A 14,925-nucleotide genomic window follows, 5' to 3' on the forward strand; every position below is an offset into this window, starting at 1 on the left:
GCAACACCCCGTAAAAATTTGACGTCAGGAAGTCGGCTTGATGGCGCTGCCGTCACGCCACTGGTCCCAGCTCAGCGTCCAATCGCCGTTTTGAGTCAGCTGCAACGGTGGCCCTCCGGTGTTGCGGATCTCCACCACGTCCCCGGGTACGGAGAAGTCGTAGAACCATTTCGCATTGTCACCGTTGAGGTTCAGGCATCCGTGCGAGGTATCGGTGTGCCCCTGGGCCCATACCGTGGCGTCGAGCTGGTGCAGATAGATGCCGTCGATGCTGATTCGGGTCGCGTAGTTGATGGTCTCCCGATAACCGAGACGTGAGTTCTTCGGCAGCCCAAAGGTTGACGAGTCCATCACGACGGGGTTGCCCTTGTCGAGCACGGTGTAGGTGCCCGGTGGGGTCCACAGCGAAATTGTTTGCGCTCCGACCTTCTCCTCGCCACCCATTCCCATGGAGGTGGGCATCGTGCGGACCAGTGCCCCGTTGTCGAAGACGCTCACCGTTTTGGTGGCGTCATCGGCGATCGACACATGCGCGTCACCGATCCGGAACGACACCCGGGTGTCTTCCTGCCCGAATAGGCCGTCGCCCAAAGCGATTCCGTAAACCTTGGCTTCGGCGGTGACGGTAGTGCCAGGTGCGTAGTAGTGTTCCGGCCGCCAATGGGCGTGCTGCCCGTCGATCCAGTACCACGAGCCCGCAACCGCCGGGTTGGTCGTCACTTTCAGCTGACGCTCGGCAGCCGCGCGATCAGAGATCTTTTCGTCGAAGTGCGCGACCACGACAGTCCCGACGCCGTAGGTACCGCCGTCGCGCAGCGCAGCCTCGGAGGTGGTGGTGAACGAGACCTTTGTCTGATTCGACGGCCGCAGGGTGGAGAACGACGAAACCTGGTTCGCCACAACGCCACCCCGGCTGCGGCCGCTGGCATTGAGCGTGTAGGTACGTCCGTAGCCCAACGGGGCGGTCGGCTTCCAGACGGTGTTGTCCGGCGTCATCACTCCCGCGATGGACCTGCCGGCTTCATTGACCATGCGGACCTCGGTGAGCGTCCCGTTCTCGACCTTCACCTGCACCGGAGAAACCGGATCGACATCTCGCGCGTTGACACCCGGAGTAAACGAAATCGCCAGAGCATCAGTAGCTTTCGTAGTGCAGTTCGGGCATCGGGGTGAGGCGGCGATCTGGATCGTGGCGCAAAGTCCAACGACGACGAATACGCACAACAAGATCCGGTGCGCCGGTCGAAGCCGCCGCAAAAATTCGGCACCGTTCCTGGGGTTCATCTGGATGCGCATCCTTGGGGCTTACTCATCAGCCGGCTCGAGGTTGAACCCGCGCGGAAACAACGTTGCGTAACAAGTAGCCCCACCGGCGCGTCCTGAAACGTCTGCGAGAGATCATGGCGTGATGGCCGACGACGAACTCGACGCGCTGTATTCGGTGCGGCCCAGTGGGTTCACGGCCCAGCGCACCGAATTGTCCGCCGCCGCTCGGCGCCGAGGCGACGAGGCCGCCGCCAAACGGATCTCGGCCAGCCGCAAACCGACCACCGCGGCCTGGGTGGTCAATCAACTTGCGATCCGCGACAAGGACGTCGCGCGGCGCATTGCCGACCTGGGCGACAGGCTGCGTTCCGCGCATGCCGCGATGGATGGCCACCGCATCCGCGAGCTGTCCGGCGAGCAACACCGGCTGATCCAGGGCCTGGTTCGGTCCGCCTTTGACCAGGCCGGCGTCAGCGCGTCCGCCGCGGTGCGTGAGGACGTCACGAGCACACTGCAGGCCGCGATCGCCGATCCCGAGGTCAGGGCGCGACTGGGGCGACTGGACCGCCCCGAACAATGGTCGGGATTCGGTGCGTACGGCGATGACGCAGAACCGTCACCCGCCAAATCGCCCGAGAAGGGCCGCGAGAAAAGGGTTGACCGCCGACGGGAGGAACTCGCCGCGGCGGTCGCCACCGCCGAGCGCGAAAAGGCCGACGCCGACGACAAGCTGGCGCAGTCGAAATCCGAACGGCAGACGGCCCGCGAGCGTCGTGACGAGGTGCTTGCCGATCTCCGCCGGGCGGAACGCGAACTCGACCGCGCCGAAAAGAACTACGACAAAGCGCAACAAGCCAGCCACGATGCCGCCGAACTACTCCGCGAAGCGAAAGCGCACCTGCAGCGAAGCTAGCCACGACTCCGAGCCGCGGCCGCGTTTCCGGGTGGCAACGCCGGGTATCAGGCCTGCCATGACTTCTCTGTGGCTTGCCGATCGAACCCAACCGCCGTGGACTGCGAGCCAACTCGACGACGGGTCCCGCTCCGCCGACATCATCGTGGTGGGCGCCGGCATCACCGGTCTGATGACGGGTGTCCTGCTGGCCCGTGCCGGCAAAGAGGTGATGGTGGTGGAGGCGCGCAGCGTCGGCGCCTGCGCCACCGGAAACACCACCGCCAAGATCAGCCTGCTGCAGGGCACCCATCTGTCGAAGGCGTTGCCCCGGCACGGCAAGGAGCTGGCCCGCGCCTACGTGGAAGGCAACCGGGAGGGCCAGGATTGGATAGTCGAGCATTGCCGGTCGCGTGGCATCGCCGTGCAACGCGAGGACGCCTACACCTACGCCCAGTCCGCCAAGGGGGTGCCGTCGGCGCGTTTGGAACTGGAGGCGTGCCAGGCGGTTGGCCTGCCTGTCGAGTGGGCCGACGATGCCGACGTGCCGTTTCCGTACCACGGCGGGGTGCGGCTGCCCAACCAGGTGCAGTTCAATCCGATGGAGTTCCTGGACGCGTTGGCCGCCGAGCTGCTCGACCGCGGCGGACGACTGGTAGAGCACACCAGGGTCCGGCGGGTGTCGAGTCGCGGCGGCAAGGTGCATGTGCAGGTGAACGACGCCGCACAGCGCGACATCGAACTCGAGGCCGGGAAATTGATCCTCGCCACCGGGATCCCCATCCTCGATCGCGGCGGATATTTCGCGCGAGTGAAGCCCAGCCGGTCGTACTGCCTGGCGTTCAGGGTGCCCGGCGACATCACCCGCCCGATGATGATTTCCACCGACTCACCGACACGTTCGGTGCGGTACGCACCCGTCTCCGACGGGGAGCTGTTGATCGTCGGGGGCGCCGGACACACCGTGGGTCGCAAAAAGAGTCCGGCCAAGGCCCTCGACGAACTCTCGTCGTGGACACTCAAACACTTTCCGGGCGCCGAGCAGACTCATTTCTGGTCGGCACAGGATTACACGCCGATCGACCATCTGCCATACGTAGGCCCGATCCTGCCGAATAACGAATCCATCTATATCGCAACGGGTTTCAACAAGTGGGGCATGACCAACGGCGCCGCCGCGGCGCTGGCGCTGACCAGCCGCATTTTGGGCGGCCGGATGGACTGGGCGCGCGCGTTCGCCAGCTGGAGCCCGCACGAGCTGACCGGCCTGCCCACGGCCATACAGGCCAACCTCGAGGTGGGATTCGATTTGGCGAAAGGCTGGATCACCCCGGCTACTCGGATCGGCCGGCGCAGCCCCGGTCCCGACGAGGGCGGCGTGGTAAGCGGACTCCCATGGCAGTTGGAGGCCAGGAGCCGCGTCAACGGTACCGAACACCGCGTTTCGCCGGTCTGCCCCCACCTTGGCGGGATAGTGAATTGGAACGACGCCGACAAGGCCTGGGAGTGCCCGCTGCACGGGTCGCGATTCGCGCCGGACGGCACGCTGCTGGAAGGGCCCGCCACCAGAGACTTGACCGCATCGCATTGACACGGCTCGTCACACTGGCTCAACCCACTTTCCGGTATACGAGCCACCGCAATTCGATGGGGGAATCCTCCCGCTCGACATCGAAAATGTCTTGGCCACTGGCCCATCCGTCGAACCAGGCCGTGGGCGGCCAGGCGCCTTCCGGCAGATGGGCTTTCTCGTACTCGTATGCCGACTCGTCGGAAACGAGTTCAAGCGACAATCCGGCCGCGGCTTTGCTGACCTCGTCGCGGGTGAAGATCATGGTGTGGCATTGCTGCCCGAGTTGTCGGGCGGCGTCGTCGGGCGTGTAGCCCTCGCGCGGCAGAAACGCGTTGAACACCAAACATCCACCGGCGGCCAGACACTGCGCGGCCAGTTCGAACATGCCGCCCAACTCCTGTGGCGTCCGGAAGTCCGGGACCACCTCGGAGAACACCACCAGCTGAAAGTCGCCGCTAACGCCCTCCATCGCCACGAACACATCGCTTTGGATGACGTTGATATCAACCGAAATTCGTTTGGCTTCGGTACGAATGATGTCGGCGAATTTCCCGGCCAGCTCTACCGCGTCGACCGGGTGACCGCGCTTGGCCAGTGCGAGGGCATTTCGCCCCGTGCCGGCGCCAACGTCGAGTATCCGACAGGTGCTGGGATCGTCGGCTGCCATGGCGAGCGACCAGACACGAGCATCGGGTTCGGTGCCGAACAGCGACCCCTCGCGAGTGTCGACCCAGCTGTCGTAATCAGCCCCGATCGTCGCCCACTGAGGTTTGACGCGGTAATTCAGCGTCGTACCGAACGGTGAATTGAACTCTATGACGATGTTCGAACGAGACGAAGCCTTAAAGGCTTTCGCCAACTCGCCTTCCAGCACCGCTCTGAGCTGAACGGTCTCTTCGTCTGTGTACGGTATGCCCAATCCTGCGAAGACGGTCGTACACATTCTGACGTATTCGTCGAGCATGCCGGGAACGGCCGGTACATGGAGCCGCCCTTCCGACATCGTTCGTCGGTGTAACCGACGGGCCATCGCGTCGCGCAGCGTCGCCGGGTCGAAAGATCTGCGGTCGCGATCCTCCATCAGACTCTTGTACACGACCGAGTCGCTGGCTGCACAATGGGGCGCGGGATAGCCGGCGAGCCGATCGCGGCCGAGAAGGGGAGAGGATGAGCGACGATGCGACCGCCCAGTTGGGTGCCGAGAAATTCGTGTCCTTGACGACGTTCAAGCGCAACGGCGATGCGGTCGCGTCGCCGATGTGGATCGTCGGCGACGGCGCACGGCTCTTGGTGTGGACGCCGGCAGACTCGTGGAAGGTCAAGCGGGTTCGACGCGATCCCCGGGTCACGCTGGCCGTGTGCGGTCGAACCGGCAAGGTCGCCTCCGGTCAGCCCGTCTTCTCCGGGACCGCCGAGGTGATCACCGACCCGGCGGCGGTCACGCGCGTCGAATCGCTCGTCAAACGCAAGTACGGCTTGGAGTTTCGCGTAGTGACCTTCATCGAAGCCCTCGTCGCCCGCGGCCGAAAGCCGCGGTTCGTCCTGCAGATCGCGCTGACGCCCGGCGGGTGATATCGGTGCTCTTCACCGGGCGCGTTCGCGGCTCCGCCGGTCAACCGCGGCGATGAGCCGTGTCGAGCTGATGGAAGATGGTCGCTATGCAGGTCGAGAGTATGCGCCGCTATCCGGTGAAATCAATGCTTGGCGAGGACGTCGAGAGCTTGTTCGTAGACGAACGTGGCGCCGAGGGAGACCGGCGGCTCGCACTCGTGGACACCACGACGGGGCACGTGGGCAGCGCCAAACAGGCCCGGCTATGGCGCGACCTGCTGAAGTGCACTGCCATCGGGGATGTCGGTCACGTCAGCATCGGGCTGCCCGACGGTACAACGGTCGCCGCCGATGATCCGGACGCCAACGAGGTGCTCTCGAAGTTGTTGGGGCGCTCGGTCCGACTGGTCGGTAAGCGTCCGAACGGCGCGACGGTCGAGCGCCCGGACCCGGAAAAGCTACTCGAGCTCGGTTTGGACGCCGACGTCGCCGGCCGCATCTTGGAGATCGGGCTGGGCACGCCGGGGGATTCGTTTACCGACGATGCTCCGCTGCACGCGATCACCACCGCCACGTTGGACCACATCGGGGTGGAGGCCTTGCGTTACCGACCGAATCTCGTGATCGCGACACCGGCCGACTGGCCGCCATATGTCGAAAATGATTGGGTCGACCGCGAATTGGGCATCGGATCGGTGCGGCTGCGCGGCCTGGAACTCACCCCACGGTGTGTCGTGCCGACACTCGAGCACGGGCCACTGCCGAAGGCGCCGCAGGCACTGCGGACGCCCGCCGCCGAAAATCGTTTGCTAGCAGGCAGTTGCGGCGTGGCCGCCTGCGCGGGGATCTACTTCAAAGCCACGACTCCGGGGATCATCCGGGTAGGCGAGCAGGTCACCCTCGACCCGTAGGCGCCTAGTTGCCGAAGCTACTGGGGGGCGTGCGCACCACGGTGGCCGGCCCGGCGGGGCCCGCGTCGATCCGGCTGGCGGCAAAGGACGCGCCCTTGTCGATCATGGTGCCGTCGTCGGCGTAGGTGTTGTGAGCGGCGAAGTTCATACCGTCCGAGCACACCGGGTCCTCGTTCGCACACACCTTGATCGTCTTGGCTTGATAGGTCGGTCCGATGACGACCGGCGGCTCACCCAGGAAGTTCATGGCCCGCACGTTGGGCATACCGAAAAGCACCACCGCGGCGACGTGGTCGGCGATTTCGGGCGCCAGTGGCTTGGGCACGGTTGCCGGGTCGACACCTGCGGGCACCGCATCCGACGTCACGAAACCCATCACGGCCGCGCCTTGGGAAAATCCACTGAGCACCATCTTGGTCTTGGGGCAGCTGGCCGCCATCGACACGACGTGCGCGCCCGCGTCCCGGATGCCGTCGAGCCCGGTGTTCCACTCATTGCTGGCGGGGTAATTGACCGCGTAGACGTCGACCGACTTTCCACCCTCGCGTCCGCGCAGGTTGTCGATGAAGGCCTGCCCGGTCGCGCCGACCCCCTCGGGCTCGCCGGTACCGCGGGCGTACACCACCTGAACGTCGGGGCATGGCTCAGCGGACGAGGGGACGGGTGAAAAGAGGACAGAGGCACCAAGACTCGCAGTTGCTGCGGCCGCAGCACCCACCATGCGAATGACGTAACCGGCAATCATGTCCAAATAAATGCCCATCTCGGCCGATCACCAAACGAGTGATATTCCACACGCGTTTGCAGCAAACGCGCCGAGCTAAACTGCAGTGGCGTATCCGCCGTGCGAACAGCGCACAGCCGCAGTCGAATTCACGCCCCGAGGATGGAAGTAGTTAGCACCGGCCAGAACAGGGTGGAGTTATCGCGGGCTGTCGGCGTGAAGTCGGCTCAACGCCATTTGATGCCGCAGCCTATCGACGGCCGCTGATCCGCGTTGACCGGCCGTCCGGCCAGCACCGCGTCGACGGCTGCCCGGACGTCGGCGCCCGTTACCGGCAGGCCGTTTTTGGGGCGGGAGTCGTCGAGCTGGCCACGGTAGACGAGTCGGCGCTCACCGTCGAACACGAACGTGTCCGGCGTGCACGCCGCCGAGAAGGCGCGGGCAACGTCTTGCGTCTCGTCGTACAGGTACGGAAATGTCCAGCCGTGGCGGCGGGCCTCGGTGACCATCTCGTCGGGCCCGTCCTGCGGGTAGGTGACGACGTCGTTGCTGGAAATTCCCACCATTGCGACGCCTTGCTGGGCGAGGTCTCTGCCCAGAGCGGCCAGCCCCGCAGCAACATGCTTGACGTACGGGCAGTGGTTGCAGATGAAGCTGACGACCAGCGCCGGACCGGTGAGCTCGTCGAGGCTGACCAGGGCACCCGTTGCGGGGTCGGGCAACGTGAACGGCGGCGCGGGCGTGCCGAGGGCGAGCATTGTCGACTCGATTGCCATGCCCGCCAGACTAGTCCGTCGCGCCCCGGCGACCGCCACCGATCGCGGGTGCGGAAGGCTGCATCTCGTGTGGCCAGAGTTAGCGGCGTTGCAATCCGGGGTACCAGTCCGAAACATGGGGTGGGTGATCTCGCACGCCGTCGCGATCTTCTGCGGTTTACTCGCCGCGTTTTGGGCAGCAGTCGGCATCGTCGTTCGACAACGCGTCGCCCAAAGCGTGCCGACTGACGGGGACCAGTCCCGACCCACGGTGACGAGCGTGGTTCGCCAGCCGTTGTGGTGGGCCGGGATTCTCGCCGCCATCGCCGGCTACGTGTTTCAGGCACTGGCCCTGGCCAACGGATCCCTGCTGCTGGTGCAGCCGCTGTTGGTGTCGTCGCTGCTGTTTGCCCTGCCGCTCAGCGCGCGGCTTTGCCATCAGCACATCACCGGAGCCGAGTGGGCTTGGGCGATTGTGTTGACCGTGGCGCTGGCGGCGTTCGTGCTCGTCGGTCAGCCCCGCGAGGGCCATCACCGTTCGCCGATCCCGTCCTGGACGATGGCGGTGATGCTCACCGCGCCGCTGGTCATCGTGTGTCTCGTCGCGGCCCGGCGCACCCACGGCCGGACCCGCGCGATGCTGCTGGCGGTCACGGTGGCGGTCCTGCTGGGCATGGTGGCCGTGCTGACGAAGATCTGCACGCACCGCTACGCCATCGGCGGATGGCACGGACTTCTGACCGTGCCGGCCCCGTACCTGTTGGTCGTGCTGGCAGTGGCGGTCACCATGGTGCAGAGCTCGGCCTTTCACGCCGGCGCATTACAGGCCTCGGTGCCGCTGATGCTGGTGGGGGAGCCTGTCGTCGCGGTGCTGCTCGGAGTCATCGTGCTCGGCGAACATCTAGCGGTGCGTGGCTCGGCAGCGATCGGCCTGCTCGTCGCCGTCGTCGCGATGGTGGCATCTACCGTCGCGCTGGCACGCGACCAGGCACCCGGTGTGAGCCATCCAGCCGCCAAAGATGTTGGCACACCGCATGCTAACGAAGACGACGTGATCATCACGTAGGCCGTGCTATCGCGGTTGCTTGACGGCCGCCCGCTCGAGGAAATCGACAGCGCGCGCAAGGCTTTCGTCAGCCGTGCTCATCAGCGAGGCAACTTCACGGGCCCGAGCCGCGCGTTCAGGGGTGAGGATGCCCTGCAGGTCGGCCACCACCGAGTCCAGGGTGCTTTCCATAAAGGCCCGCCCGGAGCCAACTTTCAGCTGTTTGACCCCTTCCGCCCAGACTGGCTGATCGAGCCAGAACCACAGGATCAAGGTGGGCATTCCGGCCCGAAGCCCGGCGGCCGTGGCCCCGGCGCCGCCATGGTGGACGACGGCGCGGCACCGCGGAAAGACGACGGCATGGTTCACCGCGGCCACCACCTTCACGTGCTCGACGTCCGGGAGGCCGGCGACGTCGTTCGGGCCGGTGCAAACCAGCGCCCGCTCGCCGACCCGTGCGCAGGCCTCGCTGATCACGGCGACGGTCTCCATCGGCGAGGCAAGCGGCGTACTGCCGAAACCGAAGTAGATGGGCGGCGTGCCGTCGGCGATCCAGGAGAGCACTTCGTCGTCGGAATCGGCGGACAGTCCCAGCGTCAGCGCGCCGACGAACAGCGCCGGCACCGCCGAGTCCAGCCATTCGGCTGCCGTTCCCGGCAAGCAGATCTCGTCATATGCCTGGAGCTCTACAGTCGGCCGGGCCGCATCCCCGGCGACCTCCGACAAGCCGAGCGCGTGGCGCTGCGCGTCGTCGGTCTGCTTGGTGATCTGCGGACCGAATTCGCCGGACGCCAAAATCCGGGCCGGGAAATAGTGCAGCGCGCCGAGCGGAATGCCGTGGTACTCCGCGACATTGGCGGCCAGGCCCTGCTCGTTGAAGGCCGCGACCAGCAGGTCGGCTCCGTGCGCCAATGCCGCCAGCGCCGTACTCTTCTCGGCCTTGATCTCGTTGACATGCTGGGCAATGTCGGCCCACATCGTGACCGGATTCGAGATCGTTCCGACGAAGGCCGCGGCGAAGTCCATCTGTTCCCGCGTGTCCCGGCCATACGCGACCGCGGCCAGCCCCGCGGATTCGACGAAGGGCACCATGTTGGGCGCCACAGCCATCTGCACCTCGTGACCACGTCGCATCAGCTCCCGGCCGACAGCAGCCAGCGGCTCGACATCGCCACGACTCCCATAACCGGCCAGCACGCATTTCATCGGCGTAACCTCACTCGCGGCGCTGCGCGACGGCCCGGTTAACGGACCTTGTTGGCAGCGAAGGTCGCGGCCTGATTGGTCATCCCCAACTGGATATACGAGACGTGCGCCATGATGTTGCCGCCCGCCGAGCAGATCGGGTCGTCTTGCGCGCACAGGCTGATGGTTTTGCCGCTGTAGATCGGATTGATGGTCGGCAGCGGTTGACCGCCCCACAGCGCGCTGGAGAACTGGCTGGTCGGTTCGCCGAACAAGGCGACCGCGGCGACATGGTTGGCGACCGTGGGCGGCATCGCCTGAGTGGCGAGGTCGATCACCGTCGATCCCTGGGAGTATCCACCGAGCACGATCTTCGTCTTGGGGCAGCTGGCTACGGTGCCCTGGATGTGCCCGCTTGCGTCATCGGCGCCGGCCGGAGCACTGGCGTGGTAGTCGTCGTTGGCCGGGTAGTTGACCGCGTAGACCCCGACGGACTTCCCGGCGAGCTGCGACGTCAGGGAGTCGGTGAATGCTTGACCGATGTTCCCGAGGCCGGGCTCCTGGTGCGTGCCTCGAGCGAACACCACCTCGACGTCAGAGCAGGGATCGGCCGACGCGATAGGTGAAATCGGCGCACCAACCAGCGCCCACATCATCGCTGCAGCGACGCCGACAATTCGAACAAGCCTGAGTGCACTCATTCTCAAATGCTGACATACCGACCGAGACGGCCGTACCGGCGGCTCGCTTTACCCGGGTGCGGAGGAGCTGAGGGGCCACCTATAAAAAATGAGGTACTTGCCGCTGGGAAGGAACGCCGTGTTCGCTCAGTTTGAGCGTAGGTAACCCGGCGACGCCGTAACGATCCACCCTGGGTGTCGAAAGGCTAGGAAGCGTGACCGACCCGACGAGCGGAGCCAAGAACGGCACAGCGTCCGCCAAGCATCCGGTACGGATAGGCGTTCAGCTGTGGGCTGGTGGAACGCCCGACTACCGGACGTGGCGGCAGGCGGTGCTGCGTGCCGAGGAGCTCGGCGCTGACGCCATCTTCGGCTACGACCACTTTCATAAGCCGTTTGTCGACATCGTCGACGGCACTCCGCAGCTCCAGGACGAGCAGCCCGAGGTCAACAACTTCGAAGCGTGGACGGCCCTGGCGTCCTGGGGTGAGATCACCAGACGCGCCGAAATCGGCCTGCTGGTCAGCGGGATGCCGTATCGGAACCCCGACCTGGTTGCGGATATGGCACGCACCGTCGATCACATCAGCGGAGGGCGCTTGATCCTGGGGCTCGGGGCCGGCTGGTATCCGCAGGATTTCATCGCGTACGGCTACGAGTACGGCACGGTGCGATCGAGGATGGATCAGTTCGACGAAGGCTTGCAGCGCATCGAGTATCGGCTCAACCATTTGACTCCCAGCCCGTTGCGCCAGATCCCGATCCTGATCGGCGGAGGCGGTGAGCGGCGCACCATTCCCGCCGCCGCACGGCACGCCCACATCTGGCACAGCTTCGAGCCCATCGAGGAATTCCGTCGCAAGAACGATCTCCTCAAACGGCTCGCCACCCAGGCCGGCCGCGACGAAGCCGGCATCGAACGTGCGATGGCGTGGACCGATGCCAAGACCGCCGACGCCTTCCTCGACGAGGGCGTCACACTGTTCACCACTGAAATCCATCCCGACGACAACGGGTACGACTTCGCGGAGCTGGAGACGATGCTCGCCTGGCGCGATCGGTAATCGATGGCAGCCCGAGGGCTGCGGACCGGGCGCATCAGTGGAAGTATCACGGGCGTGGCCGATAAGAAACCGCAAACGATCTCTTACCCGGCGCCGGAATCGCGTCCGCGCCGCCACGACTACGACCCGCTGGACCCCCACGTCATCGTGCTGTTCGGCGCCACGGGGGACCTGGCCAAGCGCAAGCTGATCTCGGGCCTGGCCTACCTGGACCAGTCCGAGCTGGCGCCCGATATCCAGGTCGTCGCGACGTCGCTCGAAGAGATGTCGGACGACGAGTTCCGGGATCTCGCAAAGAACGCGATCGACTCGTACGGGACCCACAAGCTCACCCCCGAGCAGTGGGCCGACTTCTCGAAGATCGTGCGCTACGTCCCACAGAGTGCCGGACCCGAGGCACTGGCCGCCGCGGTCGCCGAGGCCGAGGCAAACCTGGGCCCGAAGGTACGGCGACTGCATTACCTGTCCGTCCCGCCGAAAGCGGCACGCGACGTCATCGTCATGCTGCGCGACGCGAATCTCGTCGAGCGCTCCCGGGTGGTGATGGAAAAGCCGTTCGGCACCAACCTGGAAAGCGCGGTAGCCCTCAACGACTTCCTGCACGACACGTTCGATGAATCACAGATCTTTCGCATCGACCACTTCCTGGGCAAAGAGGCGGCGCAAAACATCCTCGCTTTCCGCTTCGCCAACGGACTGTTCGAGCCGATCTGGAACCGCAACTTCATCGACCACATCCAGATCGACATTCCAGAAACCCTGGGTCTTGACCAGCGGGCGAATTTCTACGAAAGCACCGGCGCCTACAAAGACATGGTCGTCACGCACTTGTTCCAAGTGATGGCATTCGTGGTGATGGAGCCGCCAACCGCCCTCGAGCCGTATGCCATCAGCGAAGAGAAGAACAAGGTGTTCCGCTCGATGCTGCCGGTGAAGACCTCCGACGTGGTGCGCGGCCAATACAACGGGTATCGCGAGGAGCCAGCGGTGGCAAACGATTCCGACACTGAGACGTTCATCGCGCTCAAGGTCGGCATCGACAATTGGCGCTGGGCCGGCGTACCGATCTACCTACGCACCGGCAAGAAGATGGCCGAAGGCATCCGCATCATCTCGATCGCCTTCAAAGAAGCCCCGCGCAGCATGTTCCCGCCGGGATCGGGAGTGGGCACTCAGGGTCCCGATCACCTCACGTTCGATCTGGCTGACAACTCCAAGGTTTCGCTGTCCTTCTACGGCAAGCGGCCCGGACCCGGGATGAAGTTGGACAAGTTGTCGATGCAGTTCTCCTCGAGGGAGATCGACACTGCCGACCAGACACTGGAAGCTTACGAGCGGCTCATTCTCGACGCGATGCGCGGTGACCACACACTGTTCACCACTGCCGAGGGCATCGAATCACTATGGGAGCGTTCGAAAGAACTGCTCAACGACCCGCCACCGGCCAAAGTGTATCCGCCCGGGACCTGGGGCCCCAACGCGATTCACCAGTTGATCGCCCCCAATGCGTGGCGGTTGCCGTTCGAGCGGGGCTGGCGCGAAGCCAGGACCTAGCGGGGCGAGTGTCACAGCACCATCCACGACAGGACCGACGTTTGCAGTCCTGATAGCACGCAGATGAATACCAAGAACACCGCACTCCACAGGACCACGCGGCGGAAGATATCGCCTTCCTTCCCATGCATTTCCACCGCCGCCGCGGCTATGGCGAGGTTCTGCGGCGAGATCATCTTGCCCAGCACCCCGCCGGAGCTGTTGCCGGCGGCCATCAGCAATGGCGAGAGCCCCGCCTTGGCCGCCGCCGTCACCTGGAGGGCACCGAATAGGGAGTTCGACGAGGTATCCGACCCGGTGACCGCCACGCCGAGCCAGCCCAGAATGGGGGAGAGCAGTGCGAAAGCGCCACCCGCCCCGGCCATCCATGTTCCCAAAGTAATGGTCTGTCCGGAGGCGTTCATCACGAAAGCCAGTGCCAACACCGCCATTACGGTCAGGATCGCCCAGCGAAGCTGATACAGCGTTGCCCCGTAAGCCTTGATCGCGCCGGCCGCCGACAGACGCAGCACCGACATCGCGATGATGCCCGCGACGAGCATCTGGGTGCCGGGCGTGGTCAGCAGGTTGAAGGTGAAGTTCGGAAGCGTCGATGGGCTGCCCTTGGCAGTGAGCAGGTGCAGTCCCGGCCAATGCACGGTGTAGGTCGCGTAGTCGAGATACTGCTTCACGATTGGGATCTGGCAGAGCACGAAAATCGCAATGATGATCGCGTACGGCGCGTAGGCGCGAACCACCTCGGCGCGCGACTCGGGTCGCCCGGGGCTCTCGGCGAACTCCGGGGTCAGCGACTCCGCGGGACCCCCCACCACCACCGCGGTACGCGGTGCCGTTTGCACACGCAGGACCCGCAGCAGTAGCACCACGGTACCGGCGGACAGCAGCGAGGCCACCACGTCGGCCAGCGGCACCGACACGTAGTTCGAGGTGGCGAATTGGCCGACGCCGAAAACGACGCCCGCGGTCAGCGCAACGGGCCAGGTGTCCCGAATTCCGCGCCGGCCGTCGACGATTGCGACCAGAGCCAGCGGGACGAAGACGGCAAGTATGGGCGTTTGACGCCCGACCATCGCGCCCAGCGTGTCACTCGACAACCCGGATACCTTGCCGAGAACGATGATGGGTGTGGCCATCGCCCCGTAGGCGACCGGTGCGGTGTTGGCGACCAGCGCCAGCACGGCGGCCTTGAGCGGTTTGAAGCCGAGCGCCAGCAGCATCACCGAGGTGACCGCCACGGGCGCACCGAATCCGGCCAGGGCTTCGAGTAGCGCGCCGAATGAAAACGCGATGATGATCGCCTGGATGCGATGGTCGTCGCTGATGCCGGCGAAGCTGCGTCGCAGCACATCGAAATGTCCTGTCTGCACTGTCATCTGATACACCCAGATCGCGTTGATCACGATCCAGAGGATCGGGAAGAACCCGAAGACGGCGCCCTCGCCGCTGGCGAGCAGCACCTGGCCAATTGGCATGCGGTACAAGGAAACTGCGATCGCCATCGCGACGGCCAGCGAGATCAGTGAAGCCATCCACGCCCGCAGTCGCAAAACACCGAGCAATACAAAGAGCATCGCCAGCGGCGAGGCCGCCACGAGTGAACTCAAACCCAGAGAGTGAGCAAGGGGATCGAGGATCTGACGATACATATTGGCACCTTATGAATCACCGACGACGCTGTGCCGCCGATCAATGCGCTGACAACCACTAATGTCCGAAGAAGATTTA

General features: G+C 65.0%; 14 protein-coding genes. 7 read left to right on the top strand and 7 right to left on the bottom strand.

The genetic code is table 11. The annotated features are described in order from the left end of the window. Positions 1-24: 24 nt before the first annotated feature. The gene (locus AC5Y5O_RS08340; RefSeq protein WP_096291165.1) at positions 25-1,284 is read right to left on the bottom strand and encodes a L,D-transpeptidase; all 1,260 of its coding nucleotides are present in this window, start codon (positions 1,282-1,284) and stop codon (positions 25-27) included. Between the two features lie 124 nt (positions 1,285-1,408). On the opposite strand from AC5Y5O_RS08340, the gene AC5Y5O_RS08345 reads away from it, so the two are divergent. Continuing rightward, positions 1,409-2,179 carry an ATP synthase subunit B family protein gene (locus tag AC5Y5O_RS08345; RefSeq protein WP_096288069.1) on the top strand — a complete coding sequence of 257 codons (771 nt, stop codon included), beginning with the start codon at positions 1,409-1,411 and terminating at the stop codon, positions 2,177-2,179. A 58-nt stretch (positions 2,180-2,237) separates the two neighbouring features. Further along, complete coding sequence (locus AC5Y5O_RS08350) at positions 2,238-3,749, top strand: FAD-dependent oxidoreductase (protein ID WP_500024616.1); 1,512 nt, start codon at positions 2,238-2,240, stop codon at positions 3,747-3,749. Between the two features lie 19 nt (positions 3,750-3,768). Here AC5Y5O_RS08350 and AC5Y5O_RS08355 read toward each other — a convergent pair whose 3' ends face one another. Continuing rightward, positions 3,769-4,812 carry a class I SAM-dependent methyltransferase gene (locus AC5Y5O_RS08355; RefSeq protein WP_096288073.1) on the bottom strand — a complete coding sequence of 348 codons (1,044 nt, stop codon included), beginning with the start codon at positions 4,810-4,812 and terminating at the stop codon, positions 3,769-3,771. An 86-nt stretch (positions 4,813-4,898) separates the two neighbouring features. On the opposite strand from AC5Y5O_RS08355, the gene AC5Y5O_RS08360 reads away from it, so the two are divergent. Beyond that, entirely contained in the window at positions 4,899-5,303 is a 405-nt protein-coding gene (locus tag AC5Y5O_RS08360) for a PPOX class F420-dependent oxidoreductase (protein WP_096291166.1), read from the top strand. A 77-nt stretch (positions 5,304-5,380) separates the two neighbouring features. Next, a complete protein-coding gene (locus AC5Y5O_RS08365; protein ID WP_500024619.1) occupies positions 5,381-6,193 on the top strand; it encodes an MOSC domain-containing protein in 813 nt (270 codons plus the stop codon). A 4-nt stretch (positions 6,194-6,197) separates the two neighbouring features. Here AC5Y5O_RS08365 and AC5Y5O_RS08370 read toward each other — a convergent pair whose 3' ends face one another. Both AC5Y5O_RS08370 and AC5Y5O_RS08375 read right to left on the bottom strand, forming a co-directional pair. Next, positions 6,198-6,956 (bottom strand): cutinase family protein, encoded by a 759-nt coding sequence (locus AC5Y5O_RS08370; RefSeq protein WP_500024621.1) that lies wholly within the window; start codon positions 6,954-6,956, stop codon positions 6,198-6,200. A 188-nt stretch (positions 6,957-7,144) separates the two neighbouring features. Then, on the bottom strand, positions 7,145-7,693 hold the full coding sequence (locus tag AC5Y5O_RS08375; protein ID WP_500024623.1) for a thioredoxin family protein: 549 nt from the start codon (positions 7,691-7,693) through the stop codon (positions 7,145-7,147). Between the two features lie 115 nt (positions 7,694-7,808). Between AC5Y5O_RS08375 and AC5Y5O_RS08380 the strand changes: the two genes are divergently transcribed. After that, a complete protein-coding gene (locus tag AC5Y5O_RS08380; RefSeq protein WP_165796409.1) occupies positions 7,809-8,738 on the top strand; it encodes a DMT family transporter in 930 nt (309 codons plus the stop codon). A 6-nt stretch (positions 8,739-8,744) separates the two neighbouring features. On the opposite strand, the gene AC5Y5O_RS08385 is transcribed toward AC5Y5O_RS08380, so the two are convergent. Together AC5Y5O_RS08385 and AC5Y5O_RS08390 are read right to left on the bottom strand one after the other, a co-directional pair. Next, positions 8,745-9,923: a glycosyltransferase gene (locus AC5Y5O_RS08385; RefSeq protein WP_500024627.1), complete on the bottom strand. Its 1,179-nt coding sequence runs from the start codon at positions 9,921-9,923 to the stop codon at positions 8,745-8,747. A gap of 38 nt (positions 9,924-9,961) precedes the next feature. Then, positions 9,962-10,603 (bottom strand): cutinase family protein, encoded by a 642-nt coding sequence (locus tag AC5Y5O_RS08390; RefSeq protein WP_500024629.1) that lies wholly within the window; start codon positions 10,601-10,603, stop codon positions 9,962-9,964. A gap of 194 nt (positions 10,604-10,797) precedes the next feature. On the opposite strand from AC5Y5O_RS08390, the gene AC5Y5O_RS08395 reads away from it, so the two are divergent. After that, complete coding sequence (locus AC5Y5O_RS08395) at positions 10,798-11,646, top strand: LLM class F420-dependent oxidoreductase (protein ID WP_500024631.1); 849 nt, start codon at positions 10,798-10,800, stop codon at positions 11,644-11,646. A 54-nt stretch (positions 11,647-11,700) separates the two neighbouring features. Continuing rightward, positions 11,701-13,200, top strand: a complete 1,500-nt coding sequence (gene zwf / locus AC5Y5O_RS08400; protein WP_096288086.1) for a glucose-6-phosphate dehydrogenase — start codon at positions 11,701-11,703, stop codon at positions 13,198-13,200. An 11-nt stretch (positions 13,201-13,211) separates the two neighbouring features. On the opposite strand, the gene AC5Y5O_RS08405 is transcribed toward zwf, so the two are convergent. Next, on the bottom strand, positions 13,212-14,846 hold the full coding sequence (locus tag AC5Y5O_RS08405) for an L-lactate permease (RefSeq protein ID WP_500024633.1): 1,635 nt from the start codon (positions 14,844-14,846) through the stop codon (positions 13,212-13,214). Between the last annotated feature and the right edge of the window lie 79 nt (positions 14,847-14,925).

The sequence above is a fragment of the Mycobacterium sp. NGS40 genome (assembly GCF_059812735.1).

Coding starts and splice junctions, on each gene's coding strand:
- AC5Y5O_RS08340 (WP_096291165.1), bottom strand. CDS start 1,284: ATGAACCCCAGGAACGGTGCCGAATTTTTGCGGCGGCTTCGACCGGCG.
- AC5Y5O_RS08345 (WP_096288069.1), top strand. CDS start 1,409: ATGGCCGACGACGAACTCGACGCGCTGTATTCGGTGCGGCCCAGTGGG.
- AC5Y5O_RS08350 (WP_500024616.1), top strand. CDS start 2,238: ATGACTTCTCTGTGGCTTGCCGATCGAACCCAACCGCCGTGGACTGCG.
- AC5Y5O_RS08355 (WP_096288073.1), bottom strand. CDS start 4,812: ATGGAGGATCGCGACCGCAGATCTTTCGACCCGGCGACGCTGCGCGAC.
- AC5Y5O_RS08360 (WP_096291166.1), top strand. CDS start 4,899: ATGAGCGACGATGCGACCGCCCAGTTGGGTGCCGAGAAATTCGTGTCC.
- AC5Y5O_RS08365 (WP_500024619.1), top strand. CDS start 5,381: ATGGTCGCTATGCAGGTCGAGAGTATGCGCCGCTATCCGGTGAAATCA.
- AC5Y5O_RS08370 (WP_500024621.1), bottom strand. CDS start 6,956: ATGGGCATTTATTTGGACATGATTGCCGGTTACGTCATTCGCATGGTG.
- AC5Y5O_RS08375 (WP_500024623.1), bottom strand. CDS start 7,693: ATGGCAATCGAGTCGACAATGCTCGCCCTCGGCACGCCCGCGCCGCCG.
- AC5Y5O_RS08380 (WP_165796409.1), top strand. CDS start 7,809: ATGGGGTGGGTGATCTCGCACGCCGTCGCGATCTTCTGCGGTTTACTC.
- AC5Y5O_RS08385 (WP_500024627.1), bottom strand. CDS start 9,923: ATGAAATGCGTGCTGGCCGGTTATGGGAGTCGTGGCGATGTCGAGCCG.
- AC5Y5O_RS08390 (WP_500024629.1), bottom strand. CDS start 10,603: ATGAGTGCACTCAGGCTTGTTCGAATTGTCGGCGTCGCTGCAGCGATG.
- AC5Y5O_RS08405 (WP_500024633.1), bottom strand. CDS start 14,846: ATGTATCGTCAGATCCTCGATCCCCTTGCTCACTCTCTGGGTTTGAGT.